Origin of the sequence: Amycolatopsis thermophila, assembly GCF_030814215.1 — a bacterium.
In the GTDB taxonomy this organism is placed as follows: domain Bacteria; phylum Actinomycetota; class Actinomycetes; order Mycobacteriales; family Pseudonocardiaceae; genus Amycolatopsis_E; species Amycolatopsis_E thermophila.
On sequence record NZ_JAUSUT010000001.1, the window covers coordinates 4,299,247 to 4,321,501 of the forward strand.

A 22,255-nucleotide genomic window follows, 5' to 3' on the forward strand; every position below is an offset into this window, starting at 1 on the left:
CGCCCGTACCCTTCTGACGTGTCGAAGATTGCGACCGCCACCAAACGGCTGCTCGTGGGCCGTCCGTTCCGCAGCGACCGGCTGTCCCACACCCTGCTCCCCAAGCGGATCGCGCTGCCGATCTTCGCCTCCGACGCGCTGTCGAGCGTGGCGTACGCGCCCGAGGAAATCTTCCTCACGCTGAGCGTCGCGGGGCTGTCGGCGTACGCCTACGCGCCGTGGATCGGTGTCGCCGTCGCCGTGGTCATGCTGGTCGTGGTGGCCTCCTACCGGCAGAACGTCCACGCCTACCCGAGCGGGGGAGGTGACTACGAGGTCGCCAGCACGAACCTGGGCGGCAAGTTCGGCCTGACCGTGGCCAGCGCGCTGCTGGTCGATTACGTCCTGACCGTGGCCGTGTCGACGTCGTCGGGTGTGGCCAACATCGGGTCGGCGATCCCGTTCGTCGCCGAGCACAAGGTGCTCTGCGCGGTGCTGATCGTGGTGATCCTGACCTCGATGAACCTGCGCGGCGTGCGCGAGTCGGGCAAGACCTTCGCAATTCCGACGTACGGGTTCATCATCGGCATTCTCTGCATGGTGGCCTGGGGCCTGTTCGAGGCGCTGCGCGGCACCCCGATCCGCGCCGAGAGCGCCGGGTTCCAGCTGCACGAGGAGACCTCGCTCGCCGGGTTCGCCTTCTTCTTCCTCATCCTGCGGTCGTTCTCCTCCGGCGCCGCCGCGCTGACCGGCGTGGAGGCCATCAGCAACGGCGTGCCCGCCTTCCGCAAGCCGAAGTCGAAGAACGCGGCGACCACCCTGCTGATGATGGGCGTGCTCGCGGTGACGATGCTGATCGGCATCATCACCCTGGCGATCCTCACCGACGTCAAGTTCGCCGAGGACCCGGCGACCCAGCTCGCCGGCGCGCCCGCGGGCTACCAGCAGAAGACGATCGTCGCCCAGATCGCGCACGCCGTCTTCCAGAACTTCTCGCCGGCGTTCTACTACATCTCGTTCGTCACCGGCATCATCCTGCTGCTGGCGGCGAACACCGCGTTCAACGGTTTCCCCGTGCTCGCGTCGATCCTCGCGCAGGACCGCTACCTGCCGCGGCAGCTGCACACCCGCGGCGACCGGCTGACCTTCTCCAACGGCATCCTGTTCCTCGCGGCGTTCGCGCTGGTGCTGATCTTCGCCTTCCACGCCGAGGTCACGAAGCTGATCCAGCTCTACATCGTCGGCGTGTTCGTGTCCTTCACCGTCAGCCAGGCCGGGATGCTGCGGCACTGGCACCGGCTGCTGGCCCACGAGACCGAGCCGGGTGCGCGGCGCCGGATGCGCCGGTCCCAGACGGTCAACGCGATCGGCCTGACCATGACCGGCACGGTGCTGGTGATCGTGCTGATCACCAAGTTCCTGCTCGGCGCGTGGATCGCGATCGCCGCGATGGTGGCGATCTACCTGCTGATGACCGCGATCCGGCGGCACTACGACCGGGTGGCGGAGGAGCTGTCCGCGCTGGACGGCTCCGCGCCGACGGTGCTGCCCTCGCGCAACCACGCGATCGTGCTGGTCTCCAAGCTGCACCTGCCGACGCTGCGCGCCGTGGCCTACGCCAAGGCCATGCGGCCGGACGTGCTCGAGGCCGTGACGGTCAACGTGGACGACGCCGAGACGCGCCAGCTCACCGCCGAGTGGGAGGCCAAGGGCTTCAAGGTGCCGCTGAAGGTGATCGAGTCGCCGTACCGGGAGATCACGCGCCCGGTGCTGGACTACGTCAAGCGCGTGCGCGGGGACAACCCGCGGGACGTGGTCACGGTCCTCATCCCGGAGTACGTCGTCGGCCACTGGTGGGAGCAGCTGCTGCACAACCAGAGCGCGCTGCGGCTCAAGGGGCGCCTGCTGTTCCAGCCCGGTGTGATGGTCACGAGCGTGCCCTGGCAGCTGGAATCCTCGGCGAAGGCGCTGCGGCGGGCGGCCCGCGCCCGGCCCGCGGCCGGTGACGTGCGCCGCGGGTTCTTCACCGACGGGGCGCACCGCGCGGGCGCCGGCAAGGACGGCGGACGGTGACGGACTGGACCGGGCGGACGCTGGAGCTCGAAGTGGGCCCCGTGGCCCACGGCGGGCACTGCGTGTCCCGTGTGGACGGTCGGGTCGTGTTCGTGCGGCACGCACTGCCCGGCGAGGTGGTGCGCGCCGAGGTGACCGAGGACAAGGGCGGTTCGTTCTGCCGGGCCGAGGCGGTCGAGGTGCTGCGGGCGGTGCCGGAGCGGGTCCCCCCGCCGTGCCCGCTGGCGGTGCCGGGGCGCTGCGGCGGGTGCGACTGGCAGCACGCGACGCCGGAGTTCCAGCGGGAGTTGAAGGCGCGCGTGGTGGCCGAACAGCTGCAGCGGCTGGCCGGGCTGGAGTGGCCCGTCGAGGTCGAGGCCCTGCCCGGCGACGTGCTCGGCTGGCGGTCCCGCGTCCGGCTGGTGGCCGGGCGGGACGGCCGGGCCGGGCTGCGGGCGCACCGCAGTCACCGCGTGGTCGCGCTGGAGAAGTGCCCGATCACGGTGCCGGGTGCGCTCGACGCGGTCCTGGAGCGGCGCTGGCGGCCGGGCACCGAGATCGAGGTGACCAGCGACGGTGATGGCCGGGTGCACACCCGGGAGCTGGCGACGGTGCGGGGCAAGCGGCGGGCGCGGCAGCTCACCGGTGGCGAAGCGGTGCAGCACGCGGCCGGCCGCGACTGGCGGTTGCAGGCGCACGGGTTCTGGCAGGTGCACCCCGCGGCGGCGGAGACCTTCGCCGGTGTGGTGCGGGAGTGGGCGGCGGCTCCGGCGGGTGCGCTGGCCTGGGACCTGTACGCCGGGGTCGGGCTGTTCGCGTCGGTGCTGGCCGGGCAGGTGGGGCCGTCCGGCCAGGTCGTGGCGGTGGAGTCGGGGCACCGGGCGGTCAGCGACGGTGAGCGGAACCTCGCCGACCTGCCGCAGGTGAGCTGGCGCGCGGGCCGGACCGAGGAGGTGCTGCCGTCGTTGCCCGGTCAGCCGGAGGTCGTGGTGCTGGACCCCCCGCGGTCCGGCGCCGGGCGCGCGGTGGCCGGGGCGCTGGCCGCGGCGTCGCCCGCCCGCGTCGTGTACGTGGCCTGCGACCCGGCGGCGCTGGCCCGCGACGTGGCCTTCTTCGGCGAGGCGGGGTACCGGCTGGAGCGGCTGCGGGCGTTCGACGCCTTTCCGATGACGCATCACGTGGAGTGCATCGCCCTGCTGACCCGCTGAGCGCCGGAAACTGTCGGTGCCCTGCGGCAGGATGCGGGCATGACTTCAGTGCACGGCCGGGACGCGGCCGACGCCGCCCACCGGCCGGCCGACCTCGAACCGGATCTGGCGGCACGGGCTCTGGCGGCGTTGAGCGCGCTGTGGGGCGGCGGCTCGGGCCCGCCCCCGCCGAGGCGGGACGTGGTTGGTTCCCCGCCGTCGTCTGCTGGGGCCGGACTCCGGTGACGCGGTTGCCCGGCGAGGGGGTGTGAGTGGCGGAGTCCACGGTGGAAACGTTCGCGGTCCTGTTGTGCGACGCGGCGCAGCGGCGGCTGGGGGAGCTGGCGGCGCGTGAGCTCGCCGGCCCGGCCTACGACGACCGGCTGATCGACCGGGCCGCGGAGCTGGCGCTGCGCGAGGTCCTGGCCCGGCTGTGGCGCACCGGCTGGCAGCCGCGTGACGTGCACCAGATCGCCCTGCGGCGGCTGGGCCGTCAGGGTGTCGCGCTGACCGTCGACGCCATCGCCGGCTGCGCGGCGGCCGCCCGGCGGGACCAGGTCGCCGCGATCGGGGCCGAGGTCTGGTGGTCGCCGCAGGAGCCGCTGCTGGGGCAGTGGGCGCGACGGCACCGGGTGGAGCGCGTACCCGCGCTGCTGGCCGTCCTGGCGGTGCTGGAGGCGTTGCTGCCGCTGCCGCGGTTGCCGGAGATGCCCGCGCCGTCCGCACCCGCGCGCGGGGTGGACGAGAAGGTGCTCGCGCGGATCCGGGCGCTGCTCGCGAAGGCGGAGTCGACGTCGTTCCCGGAGGAGGCGGAAGCGCTGTCGGCCAAGGCGCAGGAGCTGATGAGCCGGTACGCGTTCGAGCAGGCGCTGGTGAGCGGGCCCGCCGCCGGTGCGGGGTCGGCGCGCCGGTTCTGGCTCGAACAGCCCTACCTCGGGCCGAAGTCGTCGCTGGTCACGGCGGTGGCGACGGCCAACCGGTGCCGGGCCGCGTTCTACGCCGAGCTCGGGTTCGTCGCGCTGGTCGGGCACGAGGTCGACCTGGACCTCGTCGAGCTGCTGTCGACCTCCCTGCTGGTCCAGGCGAACGAGGCGATGCTCGCGGCCGGGCGCCGGGCGCGGACCCGTTCGTTCCGGCACGCGTTCCTGCTCGCCTACGCCGGCCGGATCGGGGAGCGGCTGGACGAGGCCGATCGCGCCGCGGGCGACGCTGTCGCGGACTCGCGCCTGCTCCCGATCCTGGCCCGGCGCAGGCAGGAGGTGGACACGCTGTTCACCCAGCTGTTCCCGCACACCCTGCGCCGCACGACGACCGTCAGCAACGGCGAGGGCTGGGCGGCGGGCCGGGCAGCCGCCGACCACGCCCGGCTGACGGTGGAGCGGGCGAGGTTGGGCGGCACCTGAGCTCGCCGGCGCGCGCCGCGCGGGGATTCGGGGCGAGTGTCCCCGCGGGCGAGGTGCCCTCGCGAACGGGTGCGCCCGCCGGGGAACCTGCCCGCAGGACGGTGGGGGGCCGGGCGCGCGCCGGACGGCGGGGGCTGGGCCGGGCGCGCGCCGGACGGTGCACGGCGCTGGGGCGGCGGCCGGGAGGGCGGCGCCACTGCTCCCAGCGGGCGGAGCTCCGGATGTCCGCGGCGCGTGGTGTGCTGCGTCCTAGACGTCGTGCGCGGCCAGCGGTGCGGTCCGCCCGAGATGTCGTGCAGGGTGCACGGCGCCGGGCGGCGCCACCGCTCCCAGCGGGCGGAGCCTCGGATGGCGTTCGCGGCGCGTGGTGTGCTGCGTCCCAGAGGTCGTGCACGGCTAGCGGTGCGCTGCACCCGAGATGTCGTGCAGGGTGTACGGTGCCGGGCGGCGCCGCCGCTCCCAGCGGGCGGAGCTTCGGATGGCGTTCGCGGCGCGTGGCTGTGCTACCGCCGCGCTCCGCCCCAGATGCCGTTCACGGTGCACGGCGCCGGGGCAGCGCCATCCCTCCCAGCGGGCCGAGTTCCGGATGTTGGTCGCGGCCATCGGTGCGGTCCGCCCGAGATGTCGTGCAGGGTGCACGGCGCCGGGGCGGCGCTACCGCTTCCAGCGGGCGGAGCACCGGAAGTCCGCGGCGCCCGCGGTGCTGCGTCCCCGACGTCGGTCGCGGCCAGCGGCGCGATCCGCCCCAGATGTCCTTCACGGTGCACGGCCCCGGCGCCACCGCTCCCGGCGCGCCGCGCCCCGCGGGCCGGACGGCGCTCACGGCGAACCGAGTGCGGCGCCCCCGTTCACCGCGAGCGGAGCGCCGCGCCCAGGATGTTCCGGTTCAGGTGCCCGATCGTGTCCAGCGGGATGCCCTTGGGGCACACCGCGGTGCACTCGCCGCTGTTCGTGCAGCCCCCGAAGCCCTCCGCGTCCTGGGCTGCCACCATGCCGGCCGCCCGGGCCGGCCGCTCCGGCGCGCCCTGCGGGAGCACCCCCAGGTGCGTGGCCTTCGCGGCGGTGAACAGCATCGCCGATCCGTTCGGGCACGCCGCCACACACGCACCGCAGCCGATGCACGCCGCGGCTTCGAACGCGAGGTCCGCGTCGGGCTTCGGGACGGGCGTCGCGTGGGCGTCGGGCGCGCTGCCGGTCGGTGCGGTGATGTAGCCGCCCGCCTCGATGATCCGGTCCAGCGCCCCCCGGTCCACCACCAGGTCCTTCACCACCGGGAAGGCACGCGCCCGCCACGGCTCCACCGTCACCGTCTGCCCGTCCGCGAAATGCCGCAGGTGCAGCTGGCACGTCGTGGTCGCCGCCCGGGGGCCGTGCGCGGTGCCGTCGATCACGACGCCGCACGCACCGCAGATCCCCTCCCGGCAGTCGTGGTCGAACGCCACCGGCTCGTCACCCACGGCGGTCAGGCGCTCGTTCAGCACGTCGAGCACCTCCAGGAACGACATGTCCGGCGACAGATCGTCCACTTCGTACCGCACCAGCCGCCCGCGGTCCGCCGCGTCCCGCTGCCGCCAGATCTTCAACACCAGTTTCATGAGTAACTCCGCCGGCTAGGGGCGACGTGGTCGAACGACAGAACTTCGCGGTGCAGCACCGGCGGCCGGCCCGCCCCGGTGAACTCCCACGCGGCCACGTACGAAAACGCGTCGTCGTCACGCAGGGCTTCACCGTCGGGCGTCTGGCTCTCCTCCCGGAAGTGCGCGCCGCAGGATTCGGCGCGGTGCAAGGCATCCACGCACATCAGCTCGGCCAGCTCGAGGAAGTCCGCGACCCGCCCGGCCTTCTCCAGCGACTGGTTCAGCGTCGCGCCCGAACCGGGCACCCGCAGCCGCGCCCAGAACTCCTCGCGCAGCGCGGGGATCAGCTCCAGCGCCTTGCGCAGCCCGGTCTCGCTCCGGCTCATCCCGCAGTGCTCCCACAGCACAGCGCCCAGTTCGCGGTGGAAGTCCTCGGCCGACCGGTCACCGTCCACGGCCAGCAGCCGCGCGATGCGGCCCTCGACCTCCGCCCGCGCCCCGGACAGGTCCCCGACGTCCGGGAACGGACCGTCCGCCAGGTAGTCGCCGATCGTCGTGGGCAGCACGAAGTACCCGTCCGCGAGCCCCTGCATCAACGCGCTCGCCCCGAGCCGGTTCGCGCCGTGGTCGGAGAAGTTCGCCTCGCCGATCACGAACAGCCCGGGGATCGTGCTGCGCAGGTCGTAGTCGACCCACAGCCCGCCCATCGTGTAGTGCACGGCCGGGTAGATCCGCATCGGCGCCCGGTACGGATCGTCCCCGGTGATCCGCTCGTACATCGCGAACAGGTTGCCGTAGCGGGATTCCACGCCGTCGCGGCCGAGCCGCTCGATCGCATCGGCGAAGTCCAGATACACGCCCAGCCCGCCGGGACCGACCCCGCGGCCCGCGTCGCACACGCTCTTCACCGCGCGAGAGGCGATGTCGCGCGGCACGAGGTTGCCGAACGCGGGGTACCGCCGTTCCAGGAAGTAGTCGCGGTCGGCTTCCGGGATCTCCTCGGGCGGCCGGGTGTCGCCCGCCGCGGCCGGCACCCACACCCGGCCGTCGTTGCGCAGCGACTCGCTCATCAGCGTCAGCTTCGACTGGTGCCCGCCGCTGACCGGGATGCACGTCGGGTGGATCTGCGTGAAGCAGGGGTTGGCGAACAGGGCGCCGCGCCGGTGCGCCCGCCAGATCGCGGTCGCGTTGCAGCCCTTGGCGTTGGTGGACAGGTGGAACGCGTTGCCGTACCCGCCCGTGGCCAGGACCACGGCGTCCGCGACGTGGGCCGAGATCTCGCCGCTCACCAGGTCGCGCACGACGACCCCGCGCGCCCGGCCGTCCACCACGACGAGGTCGAGCATCTCCGTGCGCGGGTGCATCGCGATGCGCCCGAGGTGGATCTGCCGCGCCATCGCCTGGTAGGCGCCCAGCAACAGCTGCTGCCCGGTCTGCCCGCGGGCGTAGAAGGTCCGGGACACCTGCGCCCCGCCGAACGACCGGGTGTCCAGCAGACCGCCGTACTCCCTGGCGAAGGGCACGCCCTGCGCGAAGGCCTGGTCGATGATCCCCGCGCTCAGCTCCGCGAGCCGGTACACAGTGGACTCCCGCGCCCGGAAGTCCCCGCCCTTCACGGTGTCGTAGAACAGGCGGTACACGCTGTCCCCGTCGCCGCGGTAGTTCTTGGCCGCGTTGATCCCGCCCTGCGCGGCGATGCTGTGCGCGCGCCGCGGGCTGTCCTGGTAGCAGAACGAGCGGACCTGGTAGCCCAGCTCGGCCAGGGTCGCCGCGGCCGACGCGCCGGCCAGCCCGGTGCCGACCACGATGACCGACAGCCGTCGCCGGTTGGCCGGGTTCACGAGACGGGCGGTGAACCGCCGCCGCTCCCAGCGTTCCGCGAGCGGCACGTCCGGCGCCCGGGTGTCGGATATCGGGGTTCCTTCGACGTACACGGTGCTCACCCGGCCAATCCGGTGACGACGGTGAACGGGACGGACAGGTAGCCGGCGGTGACGAGCACCGCGACGGCGAGCGCGGCACCCTGGGCGGTGCGCCGCGCGGCGCCGGACGTGCCGAGGCTGTGCAGCGCGCTCCACAGCCCGTGCCGGATGTGGAAGCCGAGCGCCACCACGGCCAGCGCGTAGACCAGCGTCACGTACCAGAGCCGGAAGTCGGCGACGACGTTGTCGTGCACCGCGCCCGGCACCCCGTTCGGGTTCAGGTCACCGGTGGTCAGGTCGAGCACGTGGTAGACGACGAACAGGGCGAGGATCACGCCGCCCCAGCGCATGGTGCGCGCCGCGTAGCCGCCCTGGACACGCCCGCGCCGGACGTACCGGACCGGCCGGGCGGAGCGGGCGCGGCGCGCCAGGCGTACCGCGGTCACGCCGTGGAGCACGACGCAGACCACCAGGCCGGCCCGCAGGACCCAGAGGAAGCCGGAGTGCCCGAGGACGCTGTCGAGGATCGTCCGCAGCCAGGCGGCGTAGTGGTCGAAGCTCGCGGCGGAGACGAAGAACTTCAGGTTGCCCAGCATGTGCGCGATGACGAAGAGCAGCAGGACCAGGCCGGTCACGGCCATGATCGCCTTCTGCCCGACGGTCGAGGACCACAGTCCGCGGGGTCGTGGTGGTGCGGGGGAACGTTCGAGAAGGGCCACGTCCGTAGCCTGCGCGGCCACGCTCCGAGTCGTCCAATATATCGAAGTGCTGGTGACGATAGCCTGGGGCTATGACGCTGCAGCAGCTGCTGTATTTCCTGGCCGTGGCGGAGACGCGGCACTTCACGCGCGCCGCCGAGCGGGCTTTCGTGGCGCAGCCCTCGCTCAGCAAGCAGGTGCGGGCCCTGGAGGACGAACTGGGCGCGCCGCTGTTCAGCCGGGCGCGCGGCAACGTCGGCCTGACCCCGGCCGGTGAGGCGCTGCTGCCGATCGCCCGGCGCATCGTCGCCGAGGTGGACACCGCCCGGCTGGCGGTGGGCGAGCTGGTCGGCCTGCGCCGCGGCCGCGTCCGGGTGGGGGCCACACCGAGCCTGTGCGTCACCGTGTTCGCCGAGGTGCTGCACCGGTTCCACCGCGACTACCCCGGCATCGAGCTGGTCGTCGAGGAGAGCGGGTCCAAGGACCTGGCGCGGGCGCTGACCCAGGGCGAACTGGACCTGGCCGTGCTGATCGCGTCGGAGCGCGCCGACGAAGCGGCCCTGACGTCGGTGCCGCTGCTGTCCGAGCGGCTGGTGGTGGCCTCGCCGGCCGACGTGGACCTGGGCGGGACCATCACCCTCGGCGAGCTGCGCGACCGTCCGCTGGTGATGTTCCGCGAGGGCTACGACCTGCGGGACACCACGCTGCAGGCCTGCCGCGCCGCCGGGTTCAGGCCGGCGTTCGCGGTGCAGGGCGGGGAGATGGACGCCGTGCTCCGCTTCGTCGAGGTGGGCCTCGGGGTGGCGATCGTGCCGAGCCTGGTGCTCCGCGGGCGGCCGGCTCTGCGGGGGACACCGCTGACCGGTCCGGAGATCACCCGGACCATCGCACTGGCCCAGCGGACCGACGTGGAGCCGACCCTCGCCGCTCGCGCGTTCCGGGCCGAGCTGCTGGCCTACCTGGGGGATCTGGACCGCGCGGGCGCCCTGTCCCCGGGGGTCTCGCCGGCGCCCGGCCACCCCCCGTGGTCTTGATCGGTTCACCAATCCCGTGGCCCGGGTAACACCCCGCATGGCCGGACGCGATCTCACGAAAGGTCACCGCGATGCGTCCGGCCGGTGAGACCGCGTTCACACGGTGGCGGCACGAGTGGACCGGGCCTCACCGGCGATCACGTGACCCCGGACGCGCGGGGCGGCCGGAGGACTACGGTTCTCCGTAGACTGGCTGGACGCGCCCTGGAGGGCAGGGCGCGTAATCGATGCGGGTGAGGTGGAAAGTGACGCTGCTGGAGTCCGTGCACGGACCGGCCGACCTGAAGCGCATGGGACACGGCCAGCTCGAGCACCTGGCGGGGGAGATCCGCGACTTCCTGGTCGACAAGGTCCGCCGCTCCGGCGGTCACCTCGGCCCCAACCTCGGCGTGGTCGAGCTGACCCTGGCGCTGCACCGGGTGTTCGACTCGCCGAAGGACGCGATCATCTGGGACGTCGGTCACCAGTGCTACGTGCACAAGCTGGTGACCGGGCGGCACGGCGAGTTCGACCTGCTGCGGCAGCAGGGTGGCCCGTCCGGCTACCCGTCCCGTGCGGAGAGCGAGCACGACCTGGTGGAGAACAGCCACGCCTCCACCGCGCTGTCCTATGCGGACGGTCTGTCGAAGGCGTTCGAACTGGCCGGCGGCGGGCGGCACGCCGTGGCGGTCGTCGGCGACGGGGCGTTGACCGGCGGCATGTGCTGGGAGGCGCTGAACAACATCGCGGCCGAGCCGGGCCGCCCCGTGGTGATCGTGGTCAACGACAACGGCCGGTCGTACTCGCCCACGATCGGCGGGTTCGCCGAGCACCTCGCGTCGCTGCGCCTGCAGCCCGGCTACGAGCGCATGCTCGACGGCGGCCGCGACCTGCTGCTCAACACGCCGGTGGTGGGCAAGCCGATCTACGCGGCGCTCCATGCGGCCAAGGCCGGCATCAAGGACGCGCTGAGCCCGCAGGAGATGTTCTCCGACCTCAAGCTGAAGTACTTCGGGCCGGTCGACGGCCACGACATCGCTGCGCTGGAGAAGGCGTTCCAGGCGGCGAAGGCGTTCGGCGGCCCGGTCGTCGTGCACGCGGTCACCGAGAAGGGCCACGGTTACCCGCCCGCGGTGAACCACGAGGCCGACCAGATGCACCAGACCGACCCGATCGACCCGGAGACCGGCCTGCCCAAGCCGAAGGGCCTGAGCTGGACCGCCGTGTTCGGCGACGAGCTGGCCAAGATCGGTGAGGAGCGCGAGGACGTCGTGGCGATCACGGCCGCGATGCTGCGCTCCACTGGTCTGCACGAGTTCGCGAAGCGGCACCCGGACCGCTGGTTCGACGTCGGCATCGCCGAGCAGCACGCGATGACCTCGGCCGCGGGGCTCGCGATGGGCGGGCTGCACCCGGTGGTCGCGGTGTACTCGACGTTCCTCAACCGCGCGTTCGACCAGCTGCTGATGGACGTGGCCCTGCACCGCCAGCCGGTCACGCTGATCCTGGACCGCGCGGGCATCACCGGCCCGGACGGGCCGAGCCACCACGGCATGTGGGACCTGTCGCTGCTGGGCATGGTGCCCGGCATGCGGGTCGCGGCGCCGCGGGACGCGCGGACCATGCGGGAGGAGCTGCGCGAGGCGGTGGCCGTGTCCGACGGCCCGACCGCGCTGCGGTTCTCCAAGGGCAGCGTCACCGAGTCGGTGCCCGCGCGCGAGCGCGTCGGCGTGGTCGACGTGCTGCGCAAGCCCCGGGAGGGCGCGGGCGCGGACGTGCTGCTGGTCGCGGTCGGCGCGTTCGCGCCCCTCGGTCTCGCCGCCGCGGAACGGCTCGCCGACCAGGGCATCGGCGTGACGGTCGTCGACCCGCGCTGGGTGCTGCCGGTGCCGCACGAGCTGGTCGGGATGGCACGCGAACACCGGCTGGTCGTGACGGTCGAGGACAGCGGGCGCCACGGCGGCTTCGGCAGCGCGCTGTCGGCCGTGCTGCGCGACGCGGAGTGCGACGTGCCGCTGCGCGACCTGGCGGTGCCGCAGAAGTTCCTGCCGCACGGCTCCCGCGAGGAGGTGCTCGCCGGAGTGGGCCTGACGGCGCAGGACGTGGCGCGGCGCGTGACGGAGTGGGCGTCGAACCTGATCCGCGAAGCCCAGCCGGAGACGGCCCCGCAGGACTGATCGTGGGAACAGCGGCCCCGGCGTTCGCGCCGGGGCCGCTTTCGTCCTCCGTGGACGGTCCGGCGACGATCTCCGCGGTGGGCGGAATCCAGCCGTGCTACTGCTGTTGGTCCTTGACACCCTGGGATCGGGCCTGGGTCTTGTGTAGGAGCCCGTCAGACGGGTCTGGCCGCCCAGGCCGCCGGGCGGCTGATGCCGTGACACCGACAGGTCGCCGCGACGTTGCCACCGACCTCTTCCGCATCACGAAGAACGGCCAGGCGCCGGTTCGCGCCTGACCAGGTCCTTCTCACTCCACACTCGCTCAGGCCTGGGGCCTCCTTGTTCAAGAGCCCAGACTGTCGACAACCTCTGTCAGTTTCGACCTAGCCCGCGGCCAGGACGGCCGGCTTGAGGACGTCCTCGCAGAACCGGCGGAACGTCGTGGGCGTGGACGACTCGGGGGTGCGCGGCTCGGCGTTGTCGAGGCCGTCGTTCTTCGCCGCCATCATCGCGACCATGCCCTGCGCCATCGCCTCGGACCAGCCCTGCCGCAGCAGCCCGGCCTTGAACGCCTCCAGCGGCACCTCCTGGAACCGCACCGGACGGCCCAGCACCTCGGACATGATCACGGCCATCTCGTCCTGGGACAGGTCCTCCGGGCCGAGCACCGGCACCTCCCGCTGCCCGCTCCACCCGTCGTCGAGCAGCAGGCGGGCGGCGACGGCGGCGATGTCCCGCGTCGCGCACGCCGGGCGCTTGTGGTCGCCCGGCGTGGGTGAGAAGAACACGCCTTCCTTCGTGATGGACGGGACCTGGTCGAGCAGGTTGTCCATGAACGACGGCATCGTCAGCGCCCGGTAGCCCGCGCCGGTGCTCGCGATCAGGTCGTCCATGGCCAGTGACACCGACACCAGGCCGGCGTCACCGGGATATCCCCGGCCCAGCGAAGAAATCCCGACCACCCGCGGCACCCCGTGGCGCACGATCGCGTCGCACGCCCGGCGGGTGAAGTCGAGGTAGGCGGATTCCAGGCTCTCGACGCGGATGTCCGGCGGCCGCAGCCACAACACGGCGTCGGCGCCCTCGAACGCCTGGTTCACGACCTCGCGGTCGCCGTGCGAGCCGGGCACGATCTCGACCCGGTCCCGCACCTCGGGCGCCAGCCGGGCCGGGTCGCGGGCGATCAACCGGACCGCCGCGCCGGCCCCGAGCACGCGGTCGAGGGTCTGGCGGCCGATGCGGCCGGTGGGAGTGGTGATGACGATCAACGAACCAACCTCCGTGGATGTGCGGTGAGGACACCACTTTCCGGCCGGTCGCGCCGAACGTCCAATACCTCTTCGCGAAGATTGATACCCTGCGGGTATGGATCTGGACCTGCGGAAGCTGCGGTACTTCGCCGCGGTCGCCGAGCACGGGCACTTCGGGCGCGCGGCCGAGCAGCTGCACATCGCGCAACCCGTGCTGAGCCGGCAGATCCGGGCCCTGGAACGGGAACTGGGCTGTGAGCTGCTGGAACGCACCACCCGCTCGGTGCGGCTGACGGCGGCCGGCGAGCAGCTGCACAAGGACGCGCCCGGGGTGCTCGCGGCCGCCGTCGCCGCCACCCGGCGGGCGTACGGGGCGGCGCGCGGCGCGGACCGGCTCATCGTCGGTTTCGCGCCGGGGCTGAGCATTTCGGCCGCGGTGCGCGAGTTCGCGAAGGCGCGTCCCGAGGTCGAGGTCGAGCTGGTGCGCCTCGACTGGTTCGAGGAGGCCGAGGCGTTGCGGGACGGGCGCGCCGACCTCGGCTGCCTGCGCCGGCCGTTCGACGACGCGGGGATCCGGACGATCGGCGTCGGTACCGAACCGAAGGTCGCGTGCCTGCCCGTCACGCATCCGCTGGCCTCCCGGCGGCGGCTGAAGCAGGCCGACCTCGAGGGCGAGTCCGTGCTCCGGGCCCACTCGCGGCAGGTCCGGTCGATCGAGGAGAAGCTCGAGCTGGTCGCCGCGGGGCGCGGGATCGCGATGGTGCCGCGCAGCGTCGCGCGCTACTACGCGCGGCCGGACCTGGTGCACCGGCCCATCGCGGACGCCGAGCCGTTCGAGGTCTGCCTCGCCGTGGCCGACGGGCACCGCCGCCCGCACACGGCGGAGTTCCTGCGCGTCGCCGAGCGCGTGCTCAGCGCGCGGCGCCGGTAGGGGCGCCAGGGCGATCCGGCCGCGGGTGAAGATCTCCAGATCGGTGACGAGGGCCACCCCCAGCCAAGCCGGACCGGCCCTGGACCGCCCGCGACCTGCCGTTGAGGTAACTCTCAGGAAACTGTGGCAAGTTGGTCGGCGTGCGAATTCTGGTAGTCGAGGACGAGGCGCCCCTGGCCGACGCGATCGCGCGCGGCCTGCGGCGGGAGGGGATGGCGGTCGACGTCGCGCTCACCGGCGACGAGGGCCACGAGAAGGCGAGCATCACCCGCTACGACGTGGTGCTGCTGGACCGCGACCTGCCGGGCATGTCCGGCGACGAGCTGTGCCGTCAGATCGTCTCCTCCGACGAGCTGACGCGCGTGCTCATGCTCACCGCCAGCGGCACGGTCTCCGACCGGGTCGAGGGCCTGTCCCTGGGCGCCGACGACTACCTGGCCAAGCCGTTCGCCTTTCCCGAGCTGGTCGCCCGCGTCCGCGCGCTCGGCCGCCGCGCCACCCCGGCCGCGCCGCCACTGCTGACGGTCGGTGACGTGCAGCTCGACCCGGCCAAGCGCACCGTGCGGCGCGCGAGCGGGCCGATCGAGCTCACCCGCAAGGAGTTCGGCGTCCTCGAGGTGCTGATGGCCGCCAAGGGCGGGGTGGTCAGCAGCGAGGAGCTGCTGGAGCGCGTGTGGGACGAAAACGCCGACCCGTTCACCACGACCGTGCGGGTCACGGTGATGACCCTGCGCAAGAAGCTGGGCGAACCTGGGATCATCGAGACCGTGGTGGGATCCGGGTACCGGGCACGCGACACCGGCCCCGCGAAGGGGTGAGCTCGCGCTCGGCACGCACGCCGGTTCGCAGCCTGCGGGCGCGCATCACGCTGCTCGCCACCGGGCTGGCGGCCGGCGTGAGCCTCGTGCTGCTCTGGCTCGCCTGGACCCTGGTGGGCGACGCGGTGGCCGCCGTCCCGCAGATGCCGCCCGGCACGGTGGTGCGGGTCGACGGGGTGGACGTGGACGCCACCGCGCTCGCCGCCCACCTGCGGGACCACGCGCGCGACAAGATGCTGCTCGCCGGCAGCATCGCGTTCTGCTGCGTCGTGCTGGCCACCGCGATCCTGGCCTGGACGTTCACCTCGCGCGTGCTGCGGCCGCTGCGGGACATCACCGGCACCGCGCGGCGGCTGTCGGTCGAATCGCTGGGCGAGCGCATCGGCGACGTCGACGCCCGCGGTGAGCTGGCCGAGCTGGCCCAGACGTTCGACGCGATGCTGGACCGGTTGCAGGCGGCGTTCGAGGCGCAGCGGCACTTCGTCGCCAACGCCAGCCACGAGCTGCGCACGCCGCTGTCGGTGATCCGCACCGAGCTGGACGTCACGCTCGCCGACGACCGGGCCGACACGGCGGAGCTGCGGCGCATGGCGGAGGTGGTGCGGGACGCGACCGAGCGCGCGAACCAGCTCGTCGGGTCGCTGCTGCTGCTGGCGCGCACCGACGGCGCGGGGCTGGCGGTCACCGAGCCGGTCGACCTCGCGGCACTGGTGGCCAGCGCGTGGCGGGCGGTGTCCGGGGAGGCCGACCAGCGCGGCCTCAAGACCACGTTCCACGTCGAGCCGGCCTGGACCACCGGCGATCCCGCGCTGCTCGAACGCATCGCCGGCAACCTGCTGGAGAACGCGGTGCGGCACAACGCCGACGGCGGCTGGATCGAGGTCACCACGCAGCCCGGCGCGCAGTGGTCGACGCTGCGGGTGCGCTCCTCCGGCGCGCTGGTCGACCCGGCGACGGTGGGGGAGCTGTTCGAGCCGTTCCGCCGCGCGGGCGTGGCGCGCACGGCCCGGCACGGTGCCGGGCTCGGGTTGTCGATCGTGCGGGCCGCGGTCGAGGCGCACGACGGGCTGGTGAGCGCCGAACCGGTGGTCGGCGGCGGGCTGGCCGTCACCGTCCGGCTGCCCGCTCGCTGAGTTACGGTTCAGGGCATGGTGCCTTCGATCCGGTTGAACAACGACGTCGAGCTGCCCGCACTCGGGTTCGGGGTCTACAAGCTGCCCGACGACGAGGTCGAGGCGGCGATGCGCGTCGCGATCGAGGCCGGCTACCGCAGCTTCGACACGGCGACGTTGTACGGCAACGAGCGCGGGGTGGGCGCGGCCGTCCGCTCGTCCGGGCTGCCGCGCGAGGAGCTGTTCGTCACCACCAAGCTGTGGAACACCGAGCACGGCTACGACCGGGCGCTCAAGGCGTTCGACGGGAGCCTGCGGCTGCTCGGGCTCGACTACGTCGACCTGTACCTGATCCACTGGCCGGTACCCAGCCAGGACCGCTACGTCGAGACGTGGCGCGCGCTGGAGAAGATCCTCGCCGACGGGAAGGCCCGCGCGATCGGCGTGTCGAACTTCCAGATCCCGCACCTGGAGCGGCTGATGGACGAGACCGAGGTCGTGCCCGCGGTCAACCAGGTCGAACTGCACCCCGGCCTGCAGCAGGCGGCCCTGCGCGCCTTCCACGAGCAGCACGGCATCGTCACCGAGGCGTGGAGCCCGCTGGCACGGGGACGCCGGCTCGACAGCGAGGTCGTGCGGACGGTCGCCCGCAAGCACGGCAAGACCCCGGCCCAGGTGGTGCTGCGGTGGCACATCGAGATGGGCCACATGATCATCCCGAAGTCGGCGACGCCGAGCCGCATCCGGGAGAACATCGACATCTTCGACTTCGAGCTGGACGCCCACGACATCGCCGGGTTCGCCACCCTGGAGGCCGGCGACCGCCTCGGCCCGCACCCGGACGCCTGAGGGTCGCGCCGTGCGGGTCACCCCGCACGGCGCGCGGGTCAGTTCGACGGGGCCACGGCCGCGGTCAGGTGCTCGGCCAGCACGTCCGGACCCTGGACGTGGGCGAGGTGGCCCTGCCCGGGCAGCACGACCCGGCGGGCCCGGGGCAGCGCCCGCTCGAACTTCGCGAACGCCGTGCCGTACGGCGCCGTGCCCTCGTTCATCTCGCCCAGCAGCAGCGTGACCGGTGCGGCGATGTCGCGGTAGCGGTCGAACGCCGGTTCGTGGGCGTTGAGGGCGGTCAGTTCCCCGGCGAGCGGGTGCGCCAGCGGCCGCAGCACCGGCCAGGCCGGGCTCTGCCGCAGCTCCGCCACGTACTCCGCCGAGAACCCCGACACGACGCGGTTCACGATCTCCACCGCGCGGTCGAGGTCACCCTCGGCCGCCCGCAGCGGTTCGAGCGCGTCCGTCCCGAACGGGCTCGACACCGGCTCGTAGGCGATCACCGACAGCAGGTCGTCGCGTTCGACCGCGGCTTCCAGCGCGATCAGCCCTCCGTAACTCCAGCCGAACAGCTCCGCCGGCTCGCCGAGCGCGTCGAGGACGGCGTGCAGGTCGTCGATCTCGGTGCGCACCGAGTACCCGTGCCCGAGCGGGCCGCTGGGGACCCGGCCCCGCCGGTTGAGCACGACGACCGGGTTGGGCAGCGCCAGGTGATCGACCACCGGCCGCCAGGACGCGGCGTCAGCCATCACCCCGGGCAGGATGACCAGCGGCGCACCCGCACCGTCCCTTCGTTCGGCGACCAGCGTCGTGCCCGCACGGTTGACTCGCATGGAAGTCCTTTCAGGAGAGGAACGAACCCAGGAGGGGAACGACGGCCGCGGTGCACACCGTCATGGAGAACACGTTGCCCGCGAACGGATGCACACCGGCCGGAACGCGGCGCGACGCGAACGCCGCGAGCGGTGGAGCGAAGACCGCGCCCAGCACCGCTCCACCGAGGACGGCCGTCCACGTCGGACCGTAGGTGAGCACCACCGCCGGTGCGACGGACACGATCGGCACGAACGTCGGGTACCAGCCGTGGCGCGCCCACTGGCGCCGGTAGAGCAGCACGCCGAGCGTGGCGGTCAGGACCTGCGCGGCGAGCAGGGCCGGCAGCAGCCCGCTGCCGTACACCGGGGTCAGCGGGTTGAGCAGGTAGGTCAGCAGCGTCCCGGCGAGCAGCCCGAGCGAGGCGATTTCGTTGCCGTGGAAGGGTGCTTCGGTGAAGTCGGCGAGCACGCGGCGCACCACCCACCCCGCGCCCTGCCGCGGGGGCGTCCCGGCCGCGGCGGGCGGGCCGGCCGGCCGGGGCAGCCACGGCATCAGGCGGCACAGCGGGAACGCGATCAGCGCGCTGACCCACATGGCCGTCACGTTGCCGACGACGGCCGGCAGCCCCAACGGCGGGCACGCGTAGTTGACCAGAACCAACGCCACCGGGGTGGTCAGCGCGGCCCCGAGGACGGCGCCGGTCACGGCCACCCGCCACCCCGCGCCGTAGGTCAGCACGACCGCCGGGGGCACCGACACGAAGGCCACGAACGTCGGCTGCCACGCGCCGGTCGCGGGGATCGTCCAGCCCCACGCGAGGTTCGCCAGCAGCACCCCGAGCAGGGCGGACGCGGTCACCCACGGCCACAACCCGGTGCCGGCGCTGATGCCGAACCGGCCCAGCGCCGGCGGCGCTTCCACCCGGTGTGCGCGATCCAGCCACCGGCCAGCAGCCCGAGACCACCGAGACCGGACTTGACGAACTGCGCTTCGGTCGTGTCGCCGAGCACCCAGCGCAGGAACTGCGGGATCCGGCGGTAGGCCTGCTCCTGCCACTCGGTGTACCCGGGCAGGACGTGCGGCAGCGAGCCGGAGACGCGGGCCAGCAACAGGGCCAGACCGGTCGTCACGGCCACCAGCGCACCGCCGGCGAGCCAGCGCCCCAGGGCCGTGGGCCGTTTGGTGTCCGTCTGCGCGGTGGCGAGGCTCGTCATCGCGGGTACTCCTCGCCGCCGCGGTAGCCCAGCCGCGGGTCGTAGAGGTCCGTGCGCCGGTCGCGGGGCAGGTCGTTCAGGTCGTTCCAGATCGCGGCCGACCGGGTGGCCATCAGGTCGAGTTCGGCCTGCACGATCGCCTCGCCCTCGGGCTTGGCGACCTCGCTCGCCGGCCAGCCGTTGGTGCCGGTGATCAGCGAGCAGCCGAGGAACTTCGCGCCGCGTTCCTCACCGACGCGGTCCGCGGCCACGATCGGCACGTGGTTGACGTGCGACGCCGTCATGGTCAGGTAGGCCGCCATGCACCTGCCGGCCTCGTCGAACAGCGGCGGCGGCGTCCACACCCAGTTGTTGGTGCTGCAGATGACGTCGGCGCCCTGCACCGCGAGCAGGCGGGCGACCTCCGGGAACCAGATGTCCCAGCAGATCAGCATCCCGATCCGCCCGATGCGCGTGTCGAACACCGGGAACCCGAGGTCGCCGGGTGTGAAGACGAGCTTCTCCCGGTGCCACAGGTGGGTCTTGCGGTACTTCCCGATGAACCCGTCCGGTCCGATGAGGACGGCCGTGTCGAACAGCCGCACACCGTCCACTTCGGTCAGGCCGCCGACGAGGTGGATGCCGCGGGAACGCGCCAGGTCCGTCCACGCCTGCACGGTCGGCCCGGTCAGGTCCTCCGCGTGGGCGTAGGCCTCTTCCCGGGTGGCGAACGAGTAGCCGGTGTTGACCAGTTCGGGCAGCACGACGAGGTCGGCGCCGCGGTCGGCGGCCTCGGTGATCAGCTCCAGGGTCCGGGTGAGGTTCTTGTCCTTGTTCTCCAGCCCGACCTGGGGATCGCACTGGATCGCGGCGGCGGTGATGACACTGGTCGACATCGTTGTCCTTTCAGAGGGTTTCGGCGAGGGTCAGCAGGCGGTGCTCGGAGCCGGGCGGGCCGACGAGCTGCAGCCCGGTGGGCAGGTCACCGGCGAGGCCGGCGGGGATCGACAGGGCGGGCAGTCCGAGGACGCTCCACGGGCTGGTCAGGGACAGCAGCGCGGTCCGCACGTCGCCGAGGTCGCAGGTGCGGGCGTCCACCGGTGGCGCGGTCATCGGGACCGTCGGCAGGATCAGGAACGCGTTGTCCTGGAACAGCTTCCGGACATCGTCTCGCACCCGGTCGCGGAGGTCGCGGGCTCGGACGTACTCCCAGCCGCGGACCTCGCTGCCGGCTCGGAGCCGGTCCCGCACCTCGTCGCCGAAGAGTTCGGGTGCGTCCCGGAAGCGCTCCGCGTGCACGGCGAAAGCCTCGCTGCCCTGGATGACCGCGTACGCCGCGCGCAGCTCGCCGGCATGGGGTATCTCCTCCGGCGCGACCTCCACCAGGCGCCCGGACTCGAGGGACGGCGTCGTGCCGCTCAGGACGGTCCACAGGAGCCGGCAATCCGCGGCGGTGCGGGCCAGCGGACCGACGGTGTCGAGGGAGGGCGCCAGCGGGAGGACGCCGTCCGGGGACACCGCGCCGTGGGTCGGTTTGAGGCCCACGACCCCGCACAGCGCGGCCGGGATCCGGATCGACCCGCCGGTGTCGGTGCCCAGCGCGAGCGGGACGACACCGGCCGCGACCGCCGCGGCCGATCCGCTGCTCGAGCCGCCGCTCATCCGGCCGGGCTCGTACGGGTTGCGGGTCGGGCCGGCGGCCGCGCGGTCGCCCGTCGGGCCGAGGGCGATCTCGTGCGTCGCCGTCTTGCCGAGGACGACGGCTCCGGCGGCGCGCAGCCGTCGCACGCAATCCGCGTCCCGCTCCGCCACGTGCCCGGCGAAGTGGCGGGACCCGGCCGTCGTGGGCAGGCCGCGCACGTCGATCAGGTCCTTGATCGCGATCGGGATGCCGTGCAGCGGTCCGCGGTCGCGCCCGGTGGCGAGTTCGCGGTCGGCCTCGTCCGCGGCGCGGCGCGCCCCGTCGTCCAGCGTCGTGAAGGCGTTGATCACGGTTTGCCACCGCGCCGCCTCGGCCAAGGCGGTCTCGGTCAGCTCCCGGGCGGTGACCCGCCCGGAGCGCAGGTCCGCGGCCAGCTCGGCGACGGACCGGTGGGCGAAGAACCCGGCGCCGGGTGGGGGAGCGAGCCTCGTCCCCAGGGAAGACGACACAGCGGTCCTTTCCGTTGCTCAAACGTTTGGGTCCGTGTCACGACGCGACCCAAACGTTTGGGAAAATCGTTTGGGTAGTATTAAGGGCCCGGAACGGCCGCCTGTCAAGTGGCGGTCTCGGGCGAGAGGCTGGGGCGGAAGTGGGCCGAGAGGACCGGAAGCGGCCGGCCACGCTGCGGACCATCGCGCAGAGCGCCGGGGTCGACGTGTCGACGGTGTCGCGGGTGCTGAACGGGTCGCCGGAGGACGCGGCCCGCGCCGCCTCGCGCGAGACCGCCGACGCGATCCGCGAGTGGGCCGCCCGGCTGGACTACCGGCCCAACCCGCACGCGAAGAGCCTGCGCACCCAGCGCAGCAACCTCGTCGGCGTCCTGGTGCCCCGGCTGTCCGACGTCGTCCTCGCGACCATCTACGAGGGCATCGAGGACGCGGCGGCGCGGCACGGGTTCGCGACGTTCGTGATGAACAGCCACGACCGGCCCGACGAGCAGCGCGCGCGGACCGAGCTGGCCCTCTCGCGGCGCGTGGACGGTCTCGTGTTCGGCGACGCGCACCACGACGGCGGCTTCGTCGACGAGATCGCGCAGCGGCGCATCCCGTTCGTGCTGGTCAGCCGCCACGCGGGCGGGCACCCCTCGGTCACCTGCGACGACTATCGCGGCGGGCGGCTGGTGGCCGCGCACTTCCTGGAGCGCGGGCACCGGCGGACCGCGGTGATCGCCGGTGAGCCGTTCGCGAGCACCGGGATCGACCGCACGGCCGGGTTCGTGGACCGCTACCGCGAGGAGGGCCTCGACGTCGCGACCGTCCACTCCCGGTTCGACACCGCGGGCGGCCACCAGGCGGCCGAGCAGTTGCTGACGGAGGTGGAGCCCACGGCGATCTTCGCCGTCAACGACTTCGCCGCGATCGGGGCCCTCGGCGCCGTGCGGGACGCGCGCCTGCGCCCCGGGGCGGACGTCGCCGTGGCCGGGTTCAACGACACCCCGCTCGCGGCCGAACTGCCGGTGCCGTTGACCAGCGTCCGCTCACCGATGCACGAGATGGGCCGTCGCGCGCTCGAACTGCTCATGACCGTCCTCGACGGAGGGACACCGGAGTCGCAACGCCTCGAGCCGGAACTGATCGTGCGCGCCTCCACGGCCAGGCCATGACGAAGCCCC

General features: G+C 73.2%; 19 protein-coding genes. 10 read left to right on the forward strand and 9 right to left on the reverse strand.

Features of this window, described 5'->3' with window-relative positions; genetic code table 11:
• The first annotated feature begins 18 nt into the window (after positions 1-18).
• The 3 genes from FB470_RS21055 (at position 19) to FB470_RS21065 (ending at position 4,621) form a co-directional block, all read left to right on the forward strand.
• Positions 19-2,052 carry an APC family permease gene (locus FB470_RS21055; RefSeq protein WP_306994034.1) on the forward strand — a complete coding sequence of 678 codons (2,034 nt, stop codon included), beginning with the start codon at positions 19-21 and terminating at the stop codon, positions 2,050-2,052.
• Entirely contained in the window at positions 2,049-3,239 is a 1,191-nt protein-coding gene (locus tag FB470_RS21060; protein ID WP_306994035.1) for a class I SAM-dependent RNA methyltransferase, read from the forward strand. Before FB470_RS21055 ends, FB470_RS21060 begins: the two co-directional genes overlap by 4 nt.
• Positions 3,240-3,490: 251 nt before the next feature.
• The gene (locus tag FB470_RS21065; protein WP_306994036.1) at positions 3,491-4,621 is read left to right on the forward strand and encodes a DUF2786 domain-containing protein; all 1,131 of its coding nucleotides are present in this window, start codon (positions 3,491-3,493) and stop codon (positions 4,619-4,621) included.
• 848 nt (positions 4,622-5,469) lie between these two features.
• Here the strand turns inward: FB470_RS21065 and FB470_RS21070 are convergent.
• The 3 genes from FB470_RS21070 to FB470_RS21080 are packed head-to-tail and all read right to left on the reverse strand — an operon-like array spanning position 5,470 to position 8,839.
• Entirely contained in the window at positions 5,470-6,216 is a 747-nt protein-coding gene (locus tag FB470_RS21070) for a succinate dehydrogenase/fumarate reductase iron-sulfur subunit (RefSeq protein ID WP_306994038.1), read from the reverse strand.
• The gene (locus FB470_RS21075; protein WP_306994039.1) at positions 6,213-8,141 is read right to left on the reverse strand and encodes a fumarate reductase/succinate dehydrogenase flavoprotein subunit; all 1,929 of its coding nucleotides are present in this window, start codon (positions 8,139-8,141) and stop codon (positions 6,213-6,215) included. The genes FB470_RS21070 and FB470_RS21075 overlap by 4 nt, the downstream gene beginning before the upstream one ends.
• The gene (locus FB470_RS21080; protein ID WP_306994041.1) at positions 8,138-8,839 is read right to left on the reverse strand and encodes a succinate dehydrogenase cytochrome b subunit; all 702 of its coding nucleotides are present in this window, start codon (positions 8,837-8,839) and stop codon (positions 8,138-8,140) included. The genes FB470_RS21075 and FB470_RS21080 overlap by 4 nt, the downstream gene beginning before the upstream one ends.
• A gap of 71 nt (positions 8,840-8,910) precedes the next feature.
• Here FB470_RS21080 and FB470_RS21085 point away from each other — a divergent pair, with 71 nt between their 5' ends.
• Together FB470_RS21085 and dxs are read left to right on the forward strand one after the other, a co-directional pair.
• Positions 8,911-9,852 (forward strand): LysR family transcriptional regulator, encoded by a 942-nt coding sequence (locus FB470_RS21085; RefSeq protein WP_306994042.1) that lies wholly within the window; start codon positions 8,911-8,913, stop codon positions 9,850-9,852.
• Positions 9,853-10,097: 245 nt separating this feature from the next.
• Positions 10,098-12,008 (forward strand): 1-deoxy-D-xylulose-5-phosphate synthase, encoded by a 1,911-nt coding sequence (dxs, locus tag FB470_RS21090; protein WP_306994044.1) that lies wholly within the window; start codon positions 10,098-10,100, stop codon positions 12,006-12,008.
• 365 nt (positions 12,009-12,373) lie between these two features.
• Here the strand turns inward: dxs and FB470_RS21095 are convergent, their stop codons facing one another.
• A complete protein-coding gene (locus FB470_RS21095) occupies positions 12,374-13,258 on the reverse strand; it encodes an NmrA family NAD(P)-binding protein (protein WP_306994046.1) in 885 nt (294 codons plus the stop codon).
• 97 nt (positions 13,259-13,355) lie between these two features.
• On the opposite strand from FB470_RS21095, the gene FB470_RS21100 reads away from it, so the two are divergent.
• The 4 genes from FB470_RS21100 to FB470_RS21115 all read left to right on the forward strand — a co-directional run bounded on the left by FB470_RS21100 (position 13,356) and on the right by FB470_RS21115 (position 16,950).
• On the forward strand, positions 13,356-14,171 hold the full coding sequence (locus tag FB470_RS21100; protein WP_306994048.1) for a LysR family transcriptional regulator: 816 nt from the start codon (positions 13,356-13,358) through the stop codon (positions 14,169-14,171).
• 140 nt (positions 14,172-14,311) lie between these two features.
• Positions 14,312-14,989, forward strand: a complete 678-nt coding sequence (locus FB470_RS21105) for a response regulator transcription factor (protein ID WP_306994051.1) — start codon at positions 14,312-14,314, stop codon at positions 14,987-14,989.
• Complete coding sequence (locus FB470_RS21110) at positions 14,986-16,122, forward strand: sensor histidine kinase (RefSeq protein WP_306994053.1); 1,137 nt, start codon at positions 14,986-14,988, stop codon at positions 16,120-16,122. The genes FB470_RS21105 and FB470_RS21110 overlap by 4 nt, the downstream gene beginning before the upstream one ends.
• A gap of 15 nt (positions 16,123-16,137) precedes the next feature.
• A complete protein-coding gene (locus tag FB470_RS21115) occupies positions 16,138-16,950 on the forward strand; it encodes an aldo/keto reductase (protein WP_306994055.1) in 813 nt (270 codons plus the stop codon).
• Between the two features lie 38 nt (positions 16,951-16,988).
• Here the strand turns inward: FB470_RS21115 and FB470_RS21120 are convergent, their stop codons facing one another.
• From FB470_RS21120 to FB470_RS21140, 5 genes are read right to left on the reverse strand one after another with little or no spacing between them, the layout of a single operon-like run.
• Positions 16,989-17,765, reverse strand: a complete 777-nt coding sequence (locus FB470_RS21120) for an alpha/beta fold hydrolase (RefSeq protein WP_306994057.1) — start codon at positions 17,763-17,765, stop codon at positions 16,989-16,991.
• A gap of 10 nt (positions 17,766-17,775) precedes the next feature.
• Complete coding sequence (locus tag FB470_RS21125) at positions 17,776-18,669, reverse strand: hypothetical protein (RefSeq protein ID WP_306994059.1); 894 nt, start codon at positions 18,667-18,669, stop codon at positions 17,776-17,778.
• The gene (locus FB470_RS21130) at positions 18,603-18,962 is read right to left on the reverse strand and encodes a hypothetical protein (protein WP_306994061.1); all 360 of its coding nucleotides are present in this window, start codon (positions 18,960-18,962) and stop codon (positions 18,603-18,605) included. The genes FB470_RS21125 and FB470_RS21130 overlap by 67 nt, the downstream gene beginning before the upstream one ends.
• Positions 18,959-19,837, reverse strand: coding sequence for a nitrilase family protein (locus FB470_RS21135; protein WP_306994063.1), 879 nt, complete (start codon positions 19,835-19,837; stop codon positions 18,959-18,961). The genes FB470_RS21130 and FB470_RS21135 overlap by 4 nt, the downstream gene beginning before the upstream one ends.
• Before the next feature lie 10 nt (positions 19,838-19,847).
• On the reverse strand, positions 19,848-21,092 hold the full coding sequence (locus tag FB470_RS21140; RefSeq protein ID WP_306994065.1) for an amidase: 1,245 nt from the start codon (positions 21,090-21,092) through the stop codon (positions 19,848-19,850).
• 140 nt (positions 21,093-21,232) lie between these two features.
• Between FB470_RS21140 and FB470_RS21145 the strand changes: the two genes are divergently transcribed.
• Entirely contained in the window at positions 21,233-22,246 is a 1,014-nt protein-coding gene (locus FB470_RS21145; RefSeq protein WP_306994066.1) for a LacI family DNA-binding transcriptional regulator, read from the forward strand.
• Positions 22,247-22,255 lie beyond the last annotated feature (9 nt).

Bases quoted from the DNA above. Each gene is read 5' to 3' on its own strand.
- FB470_RS21070 (WP_306994038.1), bottom strand. From the start codon at position 6,216: ATGAAACTGGTGTTGAAGATCTGGCGGCAGCGGGACGCGGCGGACCGC.
- FB470_RS21085 (WP_306994042.1), top strand. From the start codon at position 8,911: ATGACGCTGCAGCAGCTGCTGTATTTCCTGGCCGTGGCGGAGACGCGG.
- FB470_RS21100 (WP_306994048.1), top strand. From the start codon at position 13,356: ATGGATCTGGACCTGCGGAAGCTGCGGTACTTCGCCGCGGTCGCCGAG.
- FB470_RS21115 (WP_306994055.1), top strand. From the start codon at position 16,138: ATGGTGCCTTCGATCCGGTTGAACAACGACGTCGAGCTGCCCGCACTC.
- FB470_RS21120 (WP_306994057.1), bottom strand. From the start codon at position 17,765: ATGCGAGTCAACCGTGCGGGCACGACGCTGGTCGCCGAACGAAGGGAC.
- FB470_RS21130 (WP_306994061.1), bottom strand. From the start codon at position 18,962: ATGACGAGCCTCGCCACCGCGCAGACGGACACCAAACGGCCCACGGCC.
- FB470_RS21135 (WP_306994063.1), bottom strand. From the start codon at position 19,837: ATGTCGACCAGTGTCATCACCGCCGCCGCGATCCAGTGCGATCCCCAG.